Here is a 20,447-nt window from a genome sequence, read left to right as displayed (position 1 = left end):
CAAGTTTTATGAGTGGCCTTTACGCTGTGATCAATATGATTACTGGCCTTATAATAACGAAGTTGAGTGCAAAAATAATAGGTCCGGTTGGTACGGCTTACATTGGTAAATTTGGAAACATCTCAGGACTGATCCTAATCATCGCGACTGCTTCAATTGCTACCGGCATTGTAAAATATGTTTCTGAGCACAAAGACAACAAACAGAAACTTAAAGAAATAATTCAAACTGCCTTTAGCATTATTGGAATTGGCTCGCTAATCTGTTGTCTCTTTGTATTAATCAGCTCAAGTTACTTGAATCAAGCTGCATTTAAAGATCAGGATTTTAAAATTGTATTTATACTGTATGGTTGTTTTTTAATACTTATTTCACTTCAAGTTTTAATCACAGGGATATTGAATGGCTTAGGTGAAATCAATAAACTGACTTACGTAAATATAGCCGCTTCTTTATTAAATTTAATCACTACGCTGATTCTTATTACAAAGTACAATGTAATAGGAGCCTTGCTTTCGAATTCACTGTTTGCACTATTTTCTACCTTAACAGGGATGATTGCATTAGGCAAATTGAAATTTCTAAATAGAGAATTTTTCAAATTTCATTTGAATTTGGAATTTGCAAAACAGTTGATTAAATATGGAGTTTTTTCAGCCATTACATCTTTTAGTTGGATGTGGTCTATGATAATAATCCGAGAAATGGTTGAATGGAATCTGAGTATTACAGATGCTGGATTGTGGCAAGCAATGTTTAGCCTTTCAGATCGCTATTTGGCTGTGATTACCGGCACGATGGTCGTTTATTTTATTCCAAAACTTTCAGGCATTTCAGAAACGAGTGAATTGGTTCGAGAAATCCGAAAAGCTTTTAAACGGATCATTCCGGTAATGATTTTTATAGCTGGAACTATCTGGCTTTGTCGTGATTTGATTATATCGATTTTATTAGCAGAAACCTTCAGACCCATGCGTGTTTTATTCGGCTTTCAAATGATGGGAGATGTTTTTCGCATTTCTGCGATCATACTGAGCTATATCATCACATCAAAAGCCATGTTTAGAAGTGGCTTGAAAGCTGATTTATCCTTTCATGCATTATTAATTGTCTGCACTTACTTTTGTCTTAAACAATTTGGTTTAGTAGGCTGTAGTTATGCATATGCAATTGCTTGTTTACTTTATTTCTGCATTTATCTGATTATTTTTAAAGACCTCATCGTACTTATCAAAAAAAGTGTATTGCCAAAACCCTGGAAACAGCAGATGGGGCTGAAGGGAGGAAGGGCTGGAGGGCTGAAGGGCTGAAGGGCTGAAGGGCTGATGGGCTGATGGGCTGATGGGCTATTAGACTGCTAGACTATTGGACTGTTAGGGTGGGGGTTATGAGTATTTTGAGCATTTTTGAATTTTTGTCTACTGACTACTGACTCCTAACTGCTGATTACTGATTTTGGGACTGTTAGGGTGGAGGGTTATGAGTATTTTGAGCATTTTTGAATTTTTGTCTACTGACTACTGACTCCTAACAGCTGATTACTGATTTTGGGACTGTTAGGGATGAGGGTTATTGGTATGTTGAGCATTTTTGAATTTTTGTCTACTGACTACTGACTCCTAACTGCTGATTACTGATTTTGGGACTTTTAGGGTGGAGGGTTATGAGTATTTTGAGCATTTTTGAATATCGAAACACTCCAACAAATATTTAATAAATACACGTGCCAGGATTTAAGAATCTCAACATGTCAACATTGCAGTTTTGCAACATTGAAGGATTGCAACATTGCAGTATTGCAGCATTACTTCATTGCAGGATTGAATTAGAATTTACGATCGCAGGATTCTGAGAAATTCCACCCATGGACCGGCATCCTCTTTGTATTGCTTTGCCATAACCCGTACTATTTGATAAATATGATCCAGATCATGAGCCATCCAGGTAGCAAGCAGTTGACTCAATGTTACTTGGCCAAATTGAGGATGAATGCCTGTTTTTATAAAATCGGATGCTCCTAGCTTCATTTCTTCCAATAATTTCAAATTCGAATTTCGTTCCTGGCGGAATTCAGTGCAAAGTTCGCTGATGGACTTCCCTTTTGAGTTTTCAAATTGTGCAAATCGATCGAAAGATTGAAATGTACCGGAACCATTTCCGTTTAAAATAACTTCAATACGTTGAATCCAGCTTGTCTTTTCTGCATGTACAACATGCCCCATAACATCAAAAGGAGACCAGCTTTCAGCTCCTTCATTAGTATAAATCCATATATCTGAACGACCCGCTACTAGACACTCCAATACATCTGGGCTTCGCTCGAGTACTTCTACTATTTGATTTAAATTAAACGTCATATCACTACTATTTTAATGAAAAATGAGTGATAGTAAGCCCGTAAGAATCATCGTGATTGCAGTCACAATTCCAGCATTGTGTTCCCATTTATGTGAATTGATTTTATTTAATCCACGATTTGCCAATAAGATTCCTGTTAACATTCCGGTCATACTAAAGACCACATAAATAGTCAAAGACAAGCCTAATATTTTCCAACCATAAAAACTGGCATTGATAAAATAGGCTTCTATTTCAAGACAAGGAGAAAGAAACATAAAAGCCAATAAAGCATAAATTACCTGTTTACGGGTTTTAGTTTGCTCCATCATCTGGTCATCAATATGGAAATGATGGTGGGTATGGTGTCTATAAATAAAATATACACCAGATAAAATTAATATTGCTGGACCAAGCCATAAAAGGATTTGTTGATAGGATTGGTAAAATTTATGTGCAAGACCTCCTAAAATCAAGCCCAACAATACGGTACTGAGCACATGAGCAAGCGATAATGAAAATCCAACTTTGATAAGTTCGGACTCAGACCATTTTTGAGCTTTGGCTAAACTCACTAAGGGCAACCAGTGGCTAGGGATTAAAGCATGCAATAGGCTGATAATGAATGTCCCGGTTAAAATTTCAATCATATGGATGCAAATATGGCTGTTTCCTTTTAAAACCCATGGGTTCTTTGATTGTAATTTGACAAGTATCAATAAGCTGATTGATGAAGGTCATGGGAAACTATTGGAAATAGCTGAATTTTTACAGAACGATTTGACTAAGCACTGAACAAAAGTAAATAGAAATAAAATTAAGAAAAGCTATTAAAATGGGTTAATAAAATGAATCACAAGTTATCGGTACAACTATGAAAATTGTAATTAATGATGCTTTAAGCATTCGTGAAATTCAGGAGCTCTTTTCTGCTCGCTACCCTTTCCTGAAAATTGAATTCTTTAGTAAAGGACATTCGAAACACACCGGATCAAAAAAAGAACTCATGATACCCGCAAACCTGATCTTAAAGGATTGCAGGTCAGTTCACAATAAAGGCAGTCTTGAAATTCATCCTTATACGACTGTAATGGATCTTGAACAAGAGTTTCAAGATTCATTTGGATTGTCAATCCAGGTATTTAGAAAATCAGGCGATGTTTGGATAGAAACTACCGTAACGGATGATTGGACACTCGCAAAACAAAATGAGGAAGCTGAGTCATTTTACAATGCAGTTCAAGAAGCAAAAAAGACAGATCGAAATCAAATGTTGTTGTAAGATCTCAACAATACTTTTACAATACCGCCCATTCCAATCAATAAAATTAATACTAAGGTCATTTTTTGAAATCGTTCTGATGGGATTCGATTCAAAATCAATTTACCTAAATAGGTTCCAATTAAACTTACTAGAATAAGCAAAGGCACTAAATAAAGGATGTCATTATGTACATACCCATTCATCACATATACCACGCTTCTGCTTACATCAACCCCAAGATCAATGATGGCAGAACTTGCGATATAAACTTCTTTTTCGAGTTGAAATGCAGATAAAACCAATCCTCTGATAGCACCACCGGTACCCATTAGACCAGCAACAAACCCAGAAAGTGCACCCCCTGTTATAGAATTTACAGGATTTATATTCAACTTTATATTGCGAAATAACAACAATGCCAAACCAAGTATTACCAACAAAATGGAAATACTCAATTCGAAAGTTTCTTTCTTGACATAACGACTTAATGCTGCTCCTAATATAACAAATAGAACTGCCGGAATTCCCAGATAGATCAGAATCCTAGGATCTATTCCTTTGCGAAATAGCCCAATTTTAGTAAGATTGCTTGATACATGAAATAATGCTGTAATTCCAAGGACTGTTTGGAAATCTAAAAAGTACTCTGCCAGAGGTACAAAATAAATTGAAGACCCAAAACCACCAACGGTTCCAAGAATTTCAGCCAGAATTGCCAGAAATAGAAAAACAGCTACGGTAAAATTGCTCAAGGCCAATCAGATTTAATGTAATAATACTCAAAAAGAGCAAGCGCATCAATAGCAATCATTTAGTTCTGGCAATTGATCAGAATCAAAAGATTAGGCAATCTTAATTTCCTTAGATACTTTTTCTTCAAACTGTTCAAGCTTAGGCAAATGAATTTTAAGAATCCCGTCTACATAAGCAGCTGTAATGTGAGATTGGTCTATAGAATTGGGCAAGGAAAACTTCTGTTGAATGCTGTATAGTTAAATTCTCTATGCTTCCAATTGGCCTTATCCATCGTATCCTGCTGGTCTTGTTTTTCCACTGAAATGGTCAATGTGGAATTATCATCAACTTTTAGTTTAAAATTAGATTTTGAAAAGCCAGGAGCGGCGATTTCAATTGAAAAATGTTTAATACTTTCCAAAACATTAATTGCAGGAAAGTTTAATGCATTCCCTTTGAATAGTTCTGAACCTGAAAAGTCATCATACCAGGTAGGAATCGTACTAAAAAAAGGGAAATTCCTGTTAATTCGACTTAAAGAATCCATATAATAATATTTATTGTTATCGCACAACCAGTACCGGGCAATTGGCATGTCTGACTACATCCTCCGCTACACTGCCCAATACAAAACGCTTAATTCCTTTTCGTCCATGGGATCCCATTACAATTAAATCTGCAGTTAATTCTTGCTGAGATTCAATAATGCAAGCACCAATATCATTACTTTCCTTACAGATTAAATGCAATTCCATCTCAGGATGGTCTATTTGTAATTGAGCCATCAATTCATCTAGTTGTACTTGATTTTCCTCTCGCAATTTACTTAAAAGGTCGTCTGCATAAATTTGATTTCCAAATACCGGACTCCCTGTTTCATACAACAAAGGATTAATCATAATATGCAAAATATAAATGGATAAATTATTTGATTCATTCAACTTTAATGTCCATGCTAATGCATGCTTAGAGTATTCTGAAAAATCGTACGGACAAAGAATTTTATTAAAAGGTACCATATTTGAGAATTTATAATTTTCCACCAAATATACTCATTTTAAGCTGGATTGCTGATATACCTTAAAATATCATAAGGCGTCACTAAGCCAAGCAGTTCGTCTTTTTGAACCACAGGCAAACAATGAAAATAATTTGTTAAAAATACATCAATTGCAACCTCAATTCGATCATCTGGCTCCAATTTCCCCAATCTGGTTACCATGATTTGCTTCACCTTTGTGAATTTCAATTTTTGATCACTATGAATTTCAACAGAATTTCCTTCTAATATCGAATTGGCAAATAATAAAAAGTCAGTTTTACTTACCAAGCCTACTAAATTTCGAAAATGGACTACAGGGATATGGTGGATGGAATGGTTTTCAAATAATTCCTTTACCATAAACAAATCATCCTCTGGAGTCAGGGTAACCAACTCACGTGTCATAATATCACTAACTGGCTTCTTCAAATTCATCATTTATTTTTTTGTAAAATTATCCGGGTAATACCAGTTTAATCCTGATCTTTGTCAACATTTAAAATGATATCGCTCAGGTAATGGACTCCAATTCACAACATTTTTATAAAACAGGAAACTTTTTAAGTTCTGTATTAGAAACGGCCATTGATGCGATCATTATTATTAACGCAGAAGGGACGATTCTTCTGTTAAACGAAGGCGCGGCCAAGATATTTGGCTACGAAAAATCTGAATTATTATTAATGAATGTCAATGTTTTAACTCCGGAACCTCACTTCAGTCAACATAATCAATATATAAAAAATCATATTCAATCAGGAATAAATAAAATAATTGGAATTGGTAGGGAGGTTGTTGGCGTTAAAAAAGATGGAACCCAATTTCCAGTTCGACTCGCAGTCAGCAAATTTACAGTTGAAGAACAAATTTATTTTACCGGAGTCATACATGATTTAACTGCCCAAAAAGAAGTCGAACAAAAACTGATCTATGTAAATAAAAATCTCGAAAATTTAGTGGATTCCAGAACAGGCCAACTTCGGGAAAGTATCCACCAATTAAGTTCGAATAACCAGGCACTGGAAACAGAAATCAATGAGCGCATTGAAATTGAGAAAAAATTAAAACTGCGGGAAAAAGAACTTTTGAATGCCTTGGAAAAAGAACGCGATTTGAATTTACTTAAATCCCGGTTTGTTTCAATTGCATCTCATGAGTTCCGAACGCCTCTGGCCAATATCTTAAGCTCAATTAACCTCATTGAGCGCTATGATTCTGAAGAAACCCGTGATAAAAAAATCAATCACTTAGGTAAAATTAAAAACAATATACACTATCTGAATGGAATTCTCAATGAATTTTTAACCTTAACCCGTATAGAAGAAGGAAAATTTAATATTAAATTAGAATCCATTGATCTCATCCATTTAGTCCATGAAATTACAGAAGAATTTAACTTATTAAAAAAACCAGAACAAACCATTCGGATGCGTTATGAAACCAATCCGGAATACCATATTTTAACAGATCAAAATTGCGTCCGGCATATTATAAATAATTTAATTGCGAATGCCGTTAAATATTCGGGAGACACTTCCAAAATCGATATTAAAATCAAGGATACGGAGGAGCAAACAGAAATTTCAGTGGCTGATGATGGAATTGGAATTCCAGAAAGCGAACAAAAATTTATTTTTGATATTTTTTACAGAGGATCCAATGTATTAAATATTCAGGGAACCGGACTTGGATTGAATATTGTAAAAAAATACCTGGATGTACTCCAGGGAAGTATCAGTTTTAATTCAAAAGAAAACGAAGGCACCCAATTTACCATTAAATTACCTAAACATGGCCGACAAAACTAAAATCCTGTTAATTGAGGATAATACAGAAATGCGTGAAAACATTGCAGAAATACTTGAGATTTCAGATTATATCGTATTTACCGCAGAGGATGGCTTAAAGGGAATCCAGGCAGCAAGACAACACCAACCGGATCTGATCTTAAGTGATATTATGATGCCCAATCTGGATGGTCTAGGCATGTTGAAAATCATCAATCAAGATGAGCATTTAAAGGATATACCTGTAATTTTTCTAACTGCCAAAGCCGAAAAAGATGATTTTAGAAAAGGAATGAATCTTGGAGCAGAAGATTATTTAGTAAAACCCTTTGAAGCGGCAGATCTTTTAGCAGTTATTGAAAAAAAGATTAACAAATACAAAAGAATATCCCGGTTGAAATTCGGAAAATCGCTTACTGGCTTATTGGATTTACATCAGATTCAAACGTTTCCCCAGGTCAAACAACTTCTTGATCAAACAGAAAGCAAAGTACTGGGTAAAAAAACAAAAATCTGGAACATAGGCGATAATGTTAACCATGTTTATTTTCTCGAAGGCGGTATTGCCAAAGAGGTCATAGAATCTGTAGGAGATAAAGAATTAATTTTAAATTTTTATCTAGGACCAGATGTCGTTGGCCTTAATCGAATCTTTCATATACGATATTCAAGTGTCTTGGAATTAATTGAGGAGTGTGCTATTAAATCAATTCCTAAAAAACTCATTGAAGACATTATTATTAAAGAAAATTTACTCTACGCATATCAGGCATTTTGTACCGCTTATTCACAAGAATATGTACAAAGACTTTCAATCAATTCTTATGGAAATGTAAGGGAAAAAGTGGCTTACCATCTGATACTTTTGTCAGGATTGTTTAAAGACAAAGCGATTGCGTTAAGTCGTGATGACCTTGCATCTTATTGTGGCATGGCTAAAGAAACCTTGATTCGTATGCTTACGGAATTTAAAGAAGAAAAATTAATACACCTGGATTCTGAAGGCATTAGTTTGCTCCAGGTTCAAAAGTTGAATGCCTTGTTTTTATAAATTTATTCGAACAAACCAATCAGAGGGATTGGCATGAAGTTCTTATAAACCCAATCCTACATGAATGCCAATCAATTGATTAAATGACTGTTTCTTAGCAAAACGAGTTGGTGCAACTAATTCTATAAAAAAATTGTAATTCTTGCTTAATACAAAGGCCTTATTAATTAATGGAGTAAAACCAAACTGATTTTCTCCTGATTCAAAAGCAAGCCTAAGGCCTAACGTAAAGTTGTTTTTCAAAGGAAGCAGGATCCCTGGATGATATAACAAGTGAACATTATAAGGAGTTTCTTCTTCTAAATAAGGTTTGATAACCGGAACGATTTCCAAATCAATTTTTAGTCTACTCCCAGTATTTAATGTAATCCCCATTGGAAACCCGATGGTATAAAAGTCCGACTTATCAAGAAAACTGATTTCTGACTTGTGGACTCCAAACAAAATCTGAACAATCCCTATGTGATAACCAGAAAGTTTCTGCATACCAATTTCTGGTTTCATAATTTCTTGTCCATGGACAAAAGAATAAACACCTAATAAAAGGATCCCTAAAATGCCTGACAATCTGGACATAACTAGAATTTATTTTTAATAATCTACGTCTATACAAAAGATTTTTCTTTATTTAAGACAAATATATCTTAATTTTGTAAACGAACCAAGTTTTTATAAAATCAATTGATTTTTAAGAACTTTTTTTCTTAGAAAGCCAATACATATGAAAACAATCATTGAACCATTCCGGATTAAATCCGTTGAGCCAATCCATTTTAATTCAGCTTTTGAACGCAGTCAGATACTAGCGCGTGCATTTTACAACCCCTTTCTTATACACTCAGAAGACGTGATCATTGATTTGCTCACTGACAGCGGTACAAGCGCTATGAGCAGCAATCAATGGGCCGGAATCATGCAAGGAGATGAATCTTATGCCTGCAGTCCGAGTTTTTATCGATTTGAAAATACCGTTCGCAGAATCACGGGTATGAACCATATAATTCCTACGCATCAGGGACGTGCTGCTGAAAACATTCTCTTTAATATTCTTGGCGGAAAGGGCAAAACCGTATTAAGCAATACCCTATTTGATACGACCCGGGCTAACATTGAATTTTCAGGAGCTCAAGGGATCGATCTACCTTGTGCTGAAGGTAAAATTCCATCTAAACCGGCTCCTTTTAAAGGCAATATTGACCTGGAAGCCTTGCTTAAGCTCATTCAGAATATTGGACCTGAAAATATTCCAATGGTGATTATTACAGTTACAAATAATTCCAACGGAGGACAACCGGTCAGCATGGAAAATATTCGAAATGCTTCGTCGATTTGTAAACAATATCAAATTCCTTTTTTTATTGATGCCTGCCGATTTGCTGAAAATTGTTACTTTATAAAAATCCGGGAAAAAGAATACAGTTCTCACAGCATTGAAGAAATCGCGCATGAATTATTTTCATATGCAGATGGTTGTACGATGAGTGCAAAAAAAGACGCATTTGCAAACATCGGTGGATTTCTGGCCACCCAAAATGCAGCACTAGCACAATCCTGTAGAAATTTATTAGTCATAACGGAAGGATTTCCAACCTATGGCGGATTAGCAGGCAGAGACCTTGAAGCAATTGCAATTGGTTTGGATGAAGTATTGGATGAACACTATTTGCAATATCGTATTCGCAGCATTGAATATTTGGCTCAAAAACTAATGGATCACAACATCCCCATCATGCAACCTGCCGGTGGTCATGCCGTTTATTTGGATGCTAAAGCATTTTTACCACAAATTCCACCGGATCAATATCCTGGTCAATCGTTGGTATGTGCTTTATATATAGAAGGAGGAATCCGCAGTGTCGAAATCGGCTCACTGATGTTTGGAAAGTACCAATCGGATTGTGATCCAAAGGTTTTAATTCCTGCAAACCAGGAATTGGTGCGGTTGGCAATTCCAAGAAGAGTTTATACACAAAGTCACATTGATTATGTTGCTGAAGTGATTATTGAAGTTTGGAAGAATCGGGTTAAATTAACTGGATATACGATTCTGGAAGAAGCCCCTTTATTACGTCATTTTACAGCTAAGTTAAAACCCATTCACACGAACTAATTAAAACACCATGTATATTAAAAGAAGTTGGGCTGAACCCTATAAAATGAAGATGGTTGAATTACTAAAAATGACGACGCCCAAGCAAAGAAAAAAAGCATTAATGGAAGCTGGTTACAATACGTTTCTTTTGCGTTCTGAAGATGTTTACATTGATTTGCTAACAGACAGTGGTACTTCTGTGATGAGTGATCAACAATGGGCAGGCATGATGTTGGGTGATGAAGCGTATGCTGGCAGCAGGAATTTCTATCACCTTGAGAACGTCGTCAAGCAAACTTATGGATACAATTACCTTATACCTACCCATCAGGGTCGAGGTGCCGAAAATATTTTATCCAAAATACTGATCAAGCAAGGGGATATCATACCAGGAAATATGTATTTCACTACGACCCGATTGCATCAGGAACTGGCTGGTGGAAGATTTGAAGATATTATAATTGATGAAGCACATGATCCTGAAAATGAATTTCCTTTCAAAGGAAATGTTGATTTAAATAAACTTGAACGGTTAATTCAAACTTATGGAGCTGATAAAATTCCGTATGTCAGTATTGCAACCAGCGTCAATATGGCTGGTGGACAACCCATCAGTATGTCAAATTTAAAAGAAGTAAGAGCACTTACCAACAAACATTCTATTCGCATTATCCATGACATGACTCGGGTTGCAGAAAATGCCTACTTTATCCAACAACGCGAAAAAGGGTATAAGAACAAATCGATTGCAGAAATCGTACTTGAACTTTGTAAACTTACCGATGGAGCAACCATGAGTGCAAAAAAGGATGCTTTGGTTAATATTGGAGGATTTTTGGCAATCAACGATTGGCAGGTATTTGAAGAAGCTCGCAATCTGGTAGTTGTTTATGAAGGATTGCATACTTATGGGGGCCTGGCAGGTCGCGACATGGAAGCAATGGCCATTGGAATCCGGGAAAGCATCCAAGATGATCATATTAAAGCACGCATTGGACAAGTTGAATATTTAGGAAATCAAATGCAATTCTTTAACATCCCCATTGTCAAACCAATTGGAGGACATGGCATCTTCGTAAATGCTTTAAAATTTCTTCCACACATCCCACAGGGAAACTTTCCGGCTCAAACTTTGGCAGCAGAAGTGTATCTCGATTCTGGAGTGCGAACCATGGAACGTGGCATTGTTTCAGCAGGAAGAAAATCAAGTGGAGAGCACTATTTTCCAAAATTGGAATTAGTGCGTTTTACCATCCCCAGAAGAGTTTATACCCAGGCTCATATGGACGTTATTGCTGAATCTACTGCCCGGGTGTATGATCGTCGCAAGAAAATCAAAGGCATGCACATGACGTATGAGCCGAAATATTTACGATTCTTCCAGGCCCGCTTTGAAATGCTTTCATCTTAAGGGATAAAAGATTCAAGCATTTGGCTTGAATCGATACTATATAGATTATCCTCAATTGAAATGGCTTTTAGCTCATTTCATACATACCGCTCTATTGTATGCATCGCTTTTTTATACCTTCGCCTTGTGACTATGAAACGGTATAGCAATAAGGAACCCATCGTGTTTTTATGGGTTATCCTTCCCTATATTCTGTTTATGAATCTGCTGATTTTTGGATTTTGTATATACAACACATTTGAAGGTGTTTATAAAAGTTTCGCAATCAGTGTTTTCTACTTTCTGCTGGTTTATGCAATTTTTGGTACCGTTGCGGTATTGATTAGTAGACGAATTTCTGCATCAGGAGATTTATTTAAACGGATTGCTGTAATGCTTCCAGTTTTTTATGTTCTAAATATTGTAGCCATTCATGGAATTTATGCATGCTACAATTACTTTCATTGGATGCCCTGTAAGCCATTAGATCAAAATTTGTGGTATACCATTTTATATGCCTGTGTCATGAGCACGGTCATTACATTTATTAATGAAGGAATGGCCAATTGGGAAAAATGGAAGTCTTCAGTTGCGGAAAGTGAAAAACTTCGAAATTCATACCAACGTAGCAAATTGCTTGGACTCAAAGGACAAATTAATCCTCATTTCTTATTCAATTGCTTTAATACCTTATCGGGCTTAATTCACGAAAACGAAGAGGATGCCATTCGATTTTTGGATGAAATGACCAAAGTGCATCGCTATCTATTAAGAAGCGATGAAGACTTTCTTGTAAGCCTGGAAGAAGAAATCAAATTTGCACAATCCTATCTTTATCTCACAAAAGCACGATTTGGGCAGGCGATTCAAAGCAGCATTAACATACCACATGAAATTCGAACTAAATTAATTCCCCCATTAAGTATGCAAGTTATCCTTGAAAATATAATTTATACAAATGCACTAAACAAAAAACAAGCCCTGCAAATTCATATTTATACTGAAAACCAGAAAAAATTAATTATTTCTCATACCCTCCATGAAAAAACCATCGTAAGTAATTTAAATTTGGATGAAGGGCTTGACAATTTAGTCAACAAATACAGACTGTTGAACGAAGATGAGGTTGAAATTTCAGATGATCGGGTGACACGAAAAATAACCCTTCCACTTATTCAAAACCAATAGCATGAGCTTGCATTTTCCTAAACCGCCTCGCTATCAATATATTGGATTCTGGATCTCGATGCCATTTATTACCTATTCATTATGCTGCATATTATTCGGTGAACGCCTATTTTCTGAATGGAACATTTGGTTGGTTTCATATCCAATCATTTATACGATCGGTTATCTATCCTGGAGATCCCATTATGTTTATGATAATTATCTCATTACAAAATATCCAGGATTGGATCAAACCCGTAAAAGGGTATTTTTAAAATTACCGATTAATCTTTTGGTAATGTCACCTTCTGTCCTGCTTATCATATACATTTTTCATTTATTTCATATACAAGGTTATATTTTGCAACAGGAAGACTTAAAATATGCTTTGTTGGTTGGCCTGACAGTGAATGTATTGTTTGAATCTCTTTGGGAAGTAATCTATATTATTGATAAATATAAAGAAGTAATTGAAGAAAAGGAATTTATAAAGCAATTGCAATTGCAACAAGAATTTGACAACTTAAAACAGAAAGTCAATCCGCATTTCCTATTTAATTGCTTTAACACCTTATCTTCACTTATATCTGAAGACAAAGATCAAGCTGAGAAATTTTTAGACGAATTGAGTAAAGTGTATCGTTATTTACTCAGAAACAATGAAAGCGGCATGAGTACGCTAGAGCAGGAGATTTTATTCATTCATTCATTTAATAAATTACTTAAAACAAGATTTGGACAGGCACTGGACATCCAAATGGAGATCACCCCGACCTACAAAGATTCTCAATTACCAACCTTATGCTTGCAACTATTGATCGAAAATGTAGTTAAACACAATATAGTTAGTCGACAAATGCCCATGATTGTGAAAATATATACAGAACCTTCAGGTCGGATCGTTGTAGAAAATAAACTTCAAAAGAAACTCCACGCAGTAGATTCTACCGGAATAGGCTTATCCAATATCAAAGAAAAATACCGACTTCTAAATCGGGAGGACGTATTGATTGAAGAAGGGCCAGATCATTTTAGGGTAAGTTTGCCTTTATTAGACTAAAATTTATGCTTACAATTCAAACATGGATTCTATCAATTCAATTTGGACAAATACCGATTCAACGGAACTCAATCTAAGTATATCTATTCGGATCGTACTTTTAACTTCTATATTAAAAACCGTAACACATTATGAAATTATTACTAATCGAAGATGAGGAACTTGCAGTAAAAAAGCTTCAAAAAACCTTGTTTTCGGTAGATCCGGATATTGAAATTGTTGGAACTGCAGATAGCATTGCCTCCTCAGTGGAATGGCTCCAAAACAATCCGCCGCCTGATCTGATCTTAATGGATATTGAATTGGCAGATGGACAAAGTTTTGAAATTTTCAACCGGATTGAGGTAAACAGTCCAGTTATCTTTACTACAAGTTATGACGAATATGCTTTAAAGGCTTTCAAAGTAAACAGTATCGATTACTTATTGAAACCCATACAAAAGGATGACTTAGAATCTGCACTTGATAAATTTAAACATCTTAAAAAATCATATTCTGGGTCGTCAGACACCTCATTAAATATGAATGTTTTGGTGAGAGAACTTCAATCCAAGCTTCAATCCAAACAGGAATTCAGAAAGCGTTTTCTAGTCAAGCATGCTCAAAAACTGGTTTCCATTGACATTAATCAGATCGCTTATTTTTTTAGTGATGACCGACTCAATTTTTTCAAAACATTTGATGATAAAAAATACCTTGTCGAATACAAATTAGATGAAATTGAAGAAATGATTGACTCATCTCAGTTTTTCAGAATTAACAGAGCCTACATTGTTTCTATAAAATCAATGGATCAAATCAATGATTATTTTGGAAACCGCCTGATCCTTGGCTTAAAACCAAAAAACGAAAAAGAAGCACTCGTAAGTCGCGAAAAAGTCACCGATTTCAAAATATGGATGGGCAAGTAGCATTATTGTTTTTCTAACATTCTTTTTCTAAATGTCCATATTTCTGTGTGGAATCTACCCATGAATTAATAATTGACACTTTAGGCTTTGGTCTCCAGTCAATAGGGCTATAAATCCCAGATTGAGCATATTATAACACCTTGATCAAGAAATTGATCATACACTCTAACGCTTCATTTTCAGACTTAAGATTTCTGAAAACTAAAAAAGGAATTACATATCAATTCAGTTTACATTTTCTACAATTCATGTAAAAGCACCTGGTGTAAAGCATTCAACATGTTCATCTTTGCGTGGTCAAATTAAATTTAATATAAAAAAAATGGATACTTTAAATTCACCTATCCTCACTCCCGATCAACGGCTCCGCGTGTTTATCAGTTCGACCTTACAAGAATTAGCTGAAGAGCGGGAAGCTGCAAGAAAAGCTATTCAAGAAATTCATTTAACACCGGTTATGTTTGAATTGGGAGCCAGGCCACATGCTCCAAGAAATTTATATCGCGAGTATCTCGCTCAAAGTCAGATTTTTATTGGAATCTATTGGGATCGGTACGGTTGGGTTGCACCTGAAGAATCCATTTCGGGATTGGAAGATGAATACCATCTTTCTGGCGATATGCCCAAATTAATTTATATAAAAAAGTCTGCAGGTCAGCGGGAAAATCGTTTGTCAGAATTACTGCATAAAATACAACGTGATGATAAAGTCTCCTACAAATCATTTTCTGAACCTGAGGAGTTAGAACAATTAATAATAAATGATTTAGCCGTGTTATTAACTGAGCGCTTTAATTTGAGTTTACATCGCAAACTAACAGATGCAAAATTATTTCATCTGTTACCAGCTGCTCCAAATCAATTAATCGGACGTGAAAAATGTCTCAATCACATTTCTCATTTATTAGAAAAACCATCCATTCGATTGATCACATTATTTGGTCCAGGAGGCATTGGAAAAACCCGTTTAGCGATTGAAAGTGCCCGAAACTCTGAAAGTTCATTTAAAGATGGAATTGCATTTATTGCGTTGGCACCAGTTAGGGATCCTTTACTTGCCGCTGAAACTATTTGTTACAATCTGGGTATTAAAGTATCTGCTGGAAATACCTTAGAAAGTTTGAAGTTTTTTTTACAAGATAAAAATTTGCTCTTGGTATTAGACAATTTTGAACAAATTACAGAAGCCGCGTCGATCATTGATGACTTATTGTATGCTGCACCCCAAATTAAAATTATGGTTACCAGCCGCGAACGATTGTCGCTTTCATTCGAACAGGTTGTTGCAGTACCCCCATTGTCAGATTCATTCGCAAGTGAAAACGATACACAAAATGATGGTTTACCTCCGGCAGTTGCTCTTTTTATTAACAGAGCACAGGGCATTCAACCAGACTTTGAACTGACAGATTTCAACAAACCTGTACTACTTCAAATTTGCAAGCGCTTGGAAGGATTGCCTCTTGCAATTGAATTAGCGGCAGGTCAAATCAATGCCTTGAGTCCACAGCTTCTACTAAAGAAATTGGACCATCGTTTGGACATCTTAAAGGGAAACTTCAGAGATATCCCGGACAGACAAAAAACAATTCGAAATACGATTGAATGGAGTTTTGATTTGCTTACTGAAAATGAACAGGAATTGCTGTTGCGGATTAGTTTATTTAATGCCGGTGCTTTGATGGAATCCATTGAATGGATGGGAGCAGATTTAAAAGACGATACATTGGGATTATTAGACTCCTTACTAAATAAAAGCTTGCTTACAAAACAAGATGAAAACATGCAAGTGAGATTCCAGATGCTGGAAAGTGTTCGGGAATTTTCACTAGAAAAACTCAGAGGACTAGGAAAACTGGATGCATTAAAAATGCTTCAGGCTGAATACTACCGAACTGCACTGCATACATTCAAATTACAAAAAAATAAAATTGATCAAAGTGAAGCTTTAGCGCTGTTGGAAAAAGAGCATCCAAACATCCGCCAGGTTTTAGACTTTCTACTTGAACGAAATGAAGTATCAAAATTAACTCAAATCGCATGGAATTTATGGTTGTTTTGGTGGGTAAATGCACATACAAAAGAAGCTTACAATTGGTTGAGAAAAGCCTGGGATCAACAAAAACAAGGCAATTCACCATTAGATGACAAAACATTGTGCCTCCTGGTTGCTAATGTTGGTATCATGTCATTTTTACAAAGAGATTTTGAAAGCTATCATGCAACATTACAAAAGAACCTGGACTTGATTCAATTACAAGAAGATGATGAACTGGTTGCAACCGCGCTGTTGATTGCAGGCGTAGTAGCAACCATTATAAAACAATACGAAATCGCAGATAAATATTTAAACTCCAGTTTAGAAAAATATAAAAAAATTGGACTTACAACCGGTATTAGTTTAGCTTTAAGTGGTTTGGGGCGCAATTCCATTTATATGGGAAATCGGTTGAAAGAAGCAAAGGAATATTACCAGCAAAGCATCGAATTAGCAAAAACAGATCACAATGAAATTTCAGTTATAATTTGTCTAAGTGGATTTGCACTGGTCGAGGTAATGCAAAAAAATTCTGATGCTAAAAACTATTTACGGGAAAGTATCTTGCTTAGTCAGAACTTACATTTTTATGAGGCTTTGGCATGGTCACTGGAAATTTGGGCGCTTGTCTCAATTAATGAAAATAAATTTGTCCATGCGGTTACATTATTAAGTGCTGTTGAACATTTACGGGAAACTACCCAAATGCCTGTATGGGATGATTTACAAGCAATCATTACAAATGCTAAAAACATTATTAAACAGCAAATGCCTGTAGAACTTTTTAACCAGGCATGGAACGAAGGAGGTCAAATGACGATTGACCAAATGATTGGATATGCAATGAAAGATTAATTAATTGAATATTATTTTAGAACAGGATTTTAATTTGATTCATTCGAATACGATTTGATACAATAATTAGGTGTTTCCCGGCCATCCTATATTGTAAATCCCTCAGCTTCGAAAATCAATGGCTCCCGCTTGGATCACAACTTAATAAGCGACTCATACAAGGGTCTATTAAAATATGCCATTTGTAACTGGAATCTAATTTGACAAGCTTTTGCAAATTTATGAGTGCTTTCCGGTAGTTGCCTTCTATAATTTGCTCACAAATTCTCACATATACTAATGGAATTTGGCTTTCAGGCAAGGAAATTAATAACTTCATTTCAGCTTTAGCTTGTTTTGTTTTTCCCATAGCAAATAAACATCCAATATAATTACTCAACAATATAAAATTCGTAGGATTGTTAACTAGTGAAGCTTGATAATAAACAAAAGCTGAATCCAATTGATGAAGTCCGAAATGATATATTTCTGCTAATTGCTCAGACTTGTCCGAATGCGTTTCCAAAAATTTAACAGCGCTTCTAAAATACCATTCTGAACTATCCGGTTGGTTTGAAATTTTGAAACAATACGCCTTCTCTGTCAAACATTCGGATGATAAAGAATCCAACTCTAAATAGCGATCTAAAATACTTATAGCATCTTGATATTGACAACGGTGTTTTTGTATCAATGCTAGGTAATAATAAGCCTCTCCATAATCCGGTCTGAATTTAATCAATTTAATTATCAATTGTTCTGCATCTCCATGATTACCCGCATCAAACAAAATCTTTGCTTTTAAAAGCAGGGTCCTTGGGCGATCAGGCATAACAGTCAAAGATTTGTTGACCAATTTTATAGCGAGATTATAATCTCTTCGCTTCCGGTATAAATCTGCCAAATTATTATATCCTTCGGGCAATTTGGGATTTAAGGCAATGGCTTGCTTTGCAATTTGAATTCCTTTTTCAAACTGATAAGTCTCCACATACATTTGAATTAAATTGACATAAGGTGGTCTGTAGTTCTTGTTTAATTCAATGGCACGTTTAAAACAATGGATGGATTCTGAATATGACTTCATATCTCCAAGAGTTATTCCAATACTATTGTAAGCTAATTCCGAATAGGGCAATAAGGTTAAAAAAACATTTAAATAATAATATGAACTATCCAGTTGCTGCATCGTTTGATAATACAAACCCAAGGTATAATGTACATAGGAGGCATTTGGCTCCAGCTGTTTTGAATCCTTCAGGAGTTGAATCGCCTCAACCAGCTTCCTTTGAAATAATGGACCATAATTATTGATGTGAATTCCATGTGCCTTGATCAGTGCTAGTACATAATATTTACGAGCTAAAAAATAATTATGCATATAATGATCTGTATCTAATAAGGCCAGACAAGAATCCAATTCTTCTGAAACGGCCAGACAGGTTTCCAATTTAAAATTAGGATTCTTCCCTTTAATTATCGGACTGACCAGAGAATCAAACCGCGCGTTCAATTTTACGATTAAAGCCCGCTTCAATAAATCGATAATGTAATGTTGCTTGTATTGAGATTCTAAATTTTTATAATAACCATAACTACTAGATTCTGTATGTAATAATGGATTGGTATGCAAACGTTGCTTAAAACCTTCCAGTTCTTTAAGTAAGATCGTATCCGTCATTGAATAAAATAATTGATCACTTCCTTTATAATTGACATTAGAATATACTCTATACTGCCTGGAATCTAATTCACGAATTGAATCGCAATATTGGGGTGATATTTTATTGACCACTTTATTTTGCGTTCCAAGAATTACAGGCGTTTGTCTTTTTTCGCTTTCTGAATACGTTTTATGAGTCACAAATTGATCTAATTCATAAATACTCACCAAATTATCCTGATCCGCCTCTGCTAATCCGATCAATCCCTGCTCGAGATAATAGGAAAACAAGCCTCTCCCTCCTCCCCAGGCTGCTCCCTCAAGAGATAGTTGATCTTCATCGCAAGACAACAAAACAGTGGATCGCTGAGATAGCAAATATTGAATGGCTCTTGAAGTATGTAACCTACCTTGTTCACCTCCTTTAAGTTTACCGGAATGGCAGGCATCTATGATATAAAAAACATCAACACCCATATCTGATAGCCGACCAAAATAATCCGCTAACTGGTTCACTTGTAAAACACCATCATTTAATCCAAAATAATCTCCCGGTGGACTGTCATATAACAAGAGTAATCCATTCTTTGCCTGACTGAGTGCTTCGATGTCTCCATGTCCTGCAAAGTAAAAATAAACCCGGTCGCCCGGTTGAAGTTTTTTTATCAGTTTTGAGATTCCATCACAAACATTAATGCGATTGGCTGCATCGTTAATATAAATCATCAAATTGGATGAATCAACGATTGGAATACTGATCTGTGAAAGAAATTTTCCAAATGCCATGGCATCCCGATCAGCATATTGCAAGTCTGGTATGTTCTTATAATCACTAATTCCAATTACAATACCATAATTCCTGTTAGGCATCACATTGGCAGAATTTAAAGGCTTCACCCCCGAATAGCTTGCCCAAATCCTTGAACCCTTAGCAAAAATAAGAACACTAAAAATATGTATTCCAAATTCTTCATGGTTGTAAAATTGTTGCATTTATTGAGATTCATTAACATAGCACTTTCCATAGGTCCTAAAAGAACATTCAGTTCTCTTAGCCCCTCCTCAGATCCAATTTT

19 protein-coding genes are annotated in these 20,447 nt (G+C 35.5%); 10 read left to right on the top strand and 9 right to left on the bottom strand.

Annotated features, from left to right (window positions below):
• Positions 1-8: 8 nt before the first annotated feature.
• Positions 9-1,310, top strand: a complete 1,302-nt coding sequence (locus IPK91_00185) for an O-antigen translocase (GenBank protein MBK8295720.1) — start codon at positions 9-11, stop codon at positions 1,308-1,310.
• A 522-nt stretch (positions 1,311-1,832) separates the two neighbouring features.
• On the opposite strand, the gene IPK91_00180 is transcribed toward IPK91_00185, so the two are convergent.
• Entirely contained in the window at positions 1,833-2,357 is a 525-nt protein-coding gene (locus IPK91_00180; protein ID MBK8295719.1) for a DinB family protein, read from the bottom strand.
• A 12-nt stretch (positions 2,358-2,369) separates the two neighbouring features.
• A complete protein-coding gene (locus IPK91_00175) occupies positions 2,370-3,056 on the bottom strand; it encodes a hypothetical protein (protein MBK8295718.1) in 687 nt (228 codons plus the stop codon).
• Positions 3,057-3,211: 155 nt separating this feature from the next.
• Between IPK91_00175 and IPK91_00170 the strand changes: the two genes are divergently transcribed.
• Positions 3,212-3,619 carry a hypothetical protein gene (locus IPK91_00170; protein ID MBK8295717.1) on the top strand — a complete coding sequence of 136 codons (408 nt, stop codon included), beginning with the start codon at positions 3,212-3,214 and terminating at the stop codon, positions 3,617-3,619.
• Here IPK91_00170 and IPK91_00165 read toward each other — a convergent pair.
• The 5 genes from IPK91_00165 to IPK91_00145 all read right to left on the bottom strand — a co-directional run bounded on the left by IPK91_00165 (position 3,604) and on the right by IPK91_00145 (position 5,807).
• On the bottom strand, positions 3,604-4,314 hold the full coding sequence (locus IPK91_00165) for a sulfite exporter TauE/SafE family protein (GenBank protein MBK8295716.1): 711 nt from the start codon (positions 4,312-4,314) through the stop codon (positions 3,604-3,606). The genes IPK91_00170 and IPK91_00165 overlap by 16 nt on opposite strands.
• A gap of 129 nt (positions 4,315-4,443) precedes the next feature.
• Positions 4,444-4,566, bottom strand: a complete 123-nt coding sequence (locus tag IPK91_00160) for an Hsp20/alpha crystallin family protein (protein MBK8295715.1) — start codon at positions 4,564-4,566, stop codon at positions 4,444-4,446.
• Positions 4,551-4,883 (bottom strand): Hsp20/alpha crystallin family protein, encoded by a 333-nt coding sequence (locus IPK91_00155; GenBank protein MBK8295714.1) that lies wholly within the window; start codon positions 4,881-4,883, stop codon positions 4,551-4,553. The genes IPK91_00160 and IPK91_00155 overlap by 16 nt, the downstream gene beginning before the upstream one ends.
• 16 nt (positions 4,884-4,899) lie before the next feature.
• Positions 4,900-5,355, bottom strand: coding sequence for a universal stress protein (locus IPK91_00150; GenBank protein ID MBK8295713.1), 456 nt, complete (start codon positions 5,353-5,355; stop codon positions 4,900-4,902).
• A 38-nt stretch (positions 5,356-5,393) separates the two neighbouring features.
• Positions 5,394-5,807 (bottom strand): CBS domain-containing protein, encoded by a 414-nt coding sequence (locus tag IPK91_00145; protein MBK8295712.1) that lies wholly within the window; start codon positions 5,805-5,807, stop codon positions 5,394-5,396.
• Positions 5,808-5,896: 89 nt separating this feature from the next.
• Between IPK91_00145 and IPK91_00140 the strand changes: the two genes are divergently transcribed.
• Positions 5,897-7,186: a PAS domain S-box protein gene (locus IPK91_00140; protein ID MBK8295711.1), complete on the top strand. Its 1,290-nt coding sequence runs from the start codon at positions 5,897-5,899 to the stop codon at positions 7,184-7,186.
• Entirely contained in the window at positions 7,170-8,216 is a 1,047-nt protein-coding gene (locus IPK91_00135) for a response regulator (protein MBK8295710.1), read from the top strand. The genes IPK91_00140 and IPK91_00135 overlap by 17 nt, the downstream gene beginning before the upstream one ends.
• 42 nt (positions 8,217-8,258) lie before the next feature.
• On the opposite strand, the gene IPK91_00130 is transcribed toward IPK91_00135, so the two are convergent.
• The gene (locus IPK91_00130) at positions 8,259-8,792 is read right to left on the bottom strand and encodes a hypothetical protein (protein ID MBK8295709.1); all 534 of its coding nucleotides are present in this window, start codon (positions 8,790-8,792) and stop codon (positions 8,259-8,261) included.
• Positions 8,793-8,937: 145 nt separating this feature from the next.
• Here IPK91_00130 and IPK91_00125 point away from each other — a divergent pair, with 145 nt between their 5' ends.
• The 6 genes from IPK91_00125 (at position 8,938) to IPK91_00100 (ending at position 17,729) form a co-directional block, all read left to right on the top strand.
• Positions 8,938-10,326, top strand: a complete 1,389-nt coding sequence (locus IPK91_00125) for a tryptophanase (GenBank protein MBK8295708.1) — start codon at positions 8,938-8,940, stop codon at positions 10,324-10,326.
• Between the two features lie 10 nt (positions 10,327-10,336).
• Complete coding sequence (locus IPK91_00120; protein ID MBK8295707.1) at positions 10,337-11,719, top strand: tyrosine phenol-lyase; 1,383 nt, start codon at positions 10,337-10,339, stop codon at positions 11,717-11,719.
• A 60-nt stretch (positions 11,720-11,779) separates the two neighbouring features.
• Positions 11,780-12,886, top strand: coding sequence for a histidine kinase (locus IPK91_00115; GenBank protein MBK8295706.1), 1,107 nt, complete (start codon positions 11,780-11,782; stop codon positions 12,884-12,886).
• Between the two features lies 1 nt (position 12,887).
• Positions 12,888-13,925, top strand: coding sequence for a histidine kinase (locus tag IPK91_00110; GenBank protein MBK8295705.1), 1,038 nt, complete (start codon positions 12,888-12,890; stop codon positions 13,923-13,925).
• 131 nt (positions 13,926-14,056) lie between these two features.
• Positions 14,057-14,836 carry a response regulator transcription factor gene (locus tag IPK91_00105; protein ID MBK8295704.1) on the top strand — a complete coding sequence of 260 codons (780 nt, stop codon included), beginning with the start codon at positions 14,057-14,059 and terminating at the stop codon, positions 14,834-14,836.
• A gap of 322 nt (positions 14,837-15,158) precedes the next feature.
• The gene (locus IPK91_00100) at positions 15,159-17,729 is read left to right on the top strand and encodes a DUF4062 domain-containing protein (GenBank protein ID MBK8295703.1); all 2,571 of its coding nucleotides are present in this window, start codon (positions 15,159-15,161) and stop codon (positions 17,727-17,729) included.
• 115 nt (positions 17,730-17,844) lie between these two features.
• On the opposite strand, the gene IPK91_00095 is transcribed toward IPK91_00100, so the two are convergent.
• Complete coding sequence (locus tag IPK91_00095; GenBank protein MBK8295702.1) at positions 17,845-20,241, bottom strand: caspase family protein; 2,397 nt, start codon at positions 20,239-20,241, stop codon at positions 17,845-17,847.
• Between the last annotated feature and the right edge of the window lie 206 nt (positions 20,242-20,447).

Source organism: Saprospiraceae bacterium (assembly GCA_016712145.1).
Lineage (GTDB): Bacteria > Bacteroidota > Bacteroidia > Chitinophagales > Saprospiraceae > Vicinibacter.
This window is presented reverse-complemented; position numbering and strand designations above follow the sequence as displayed.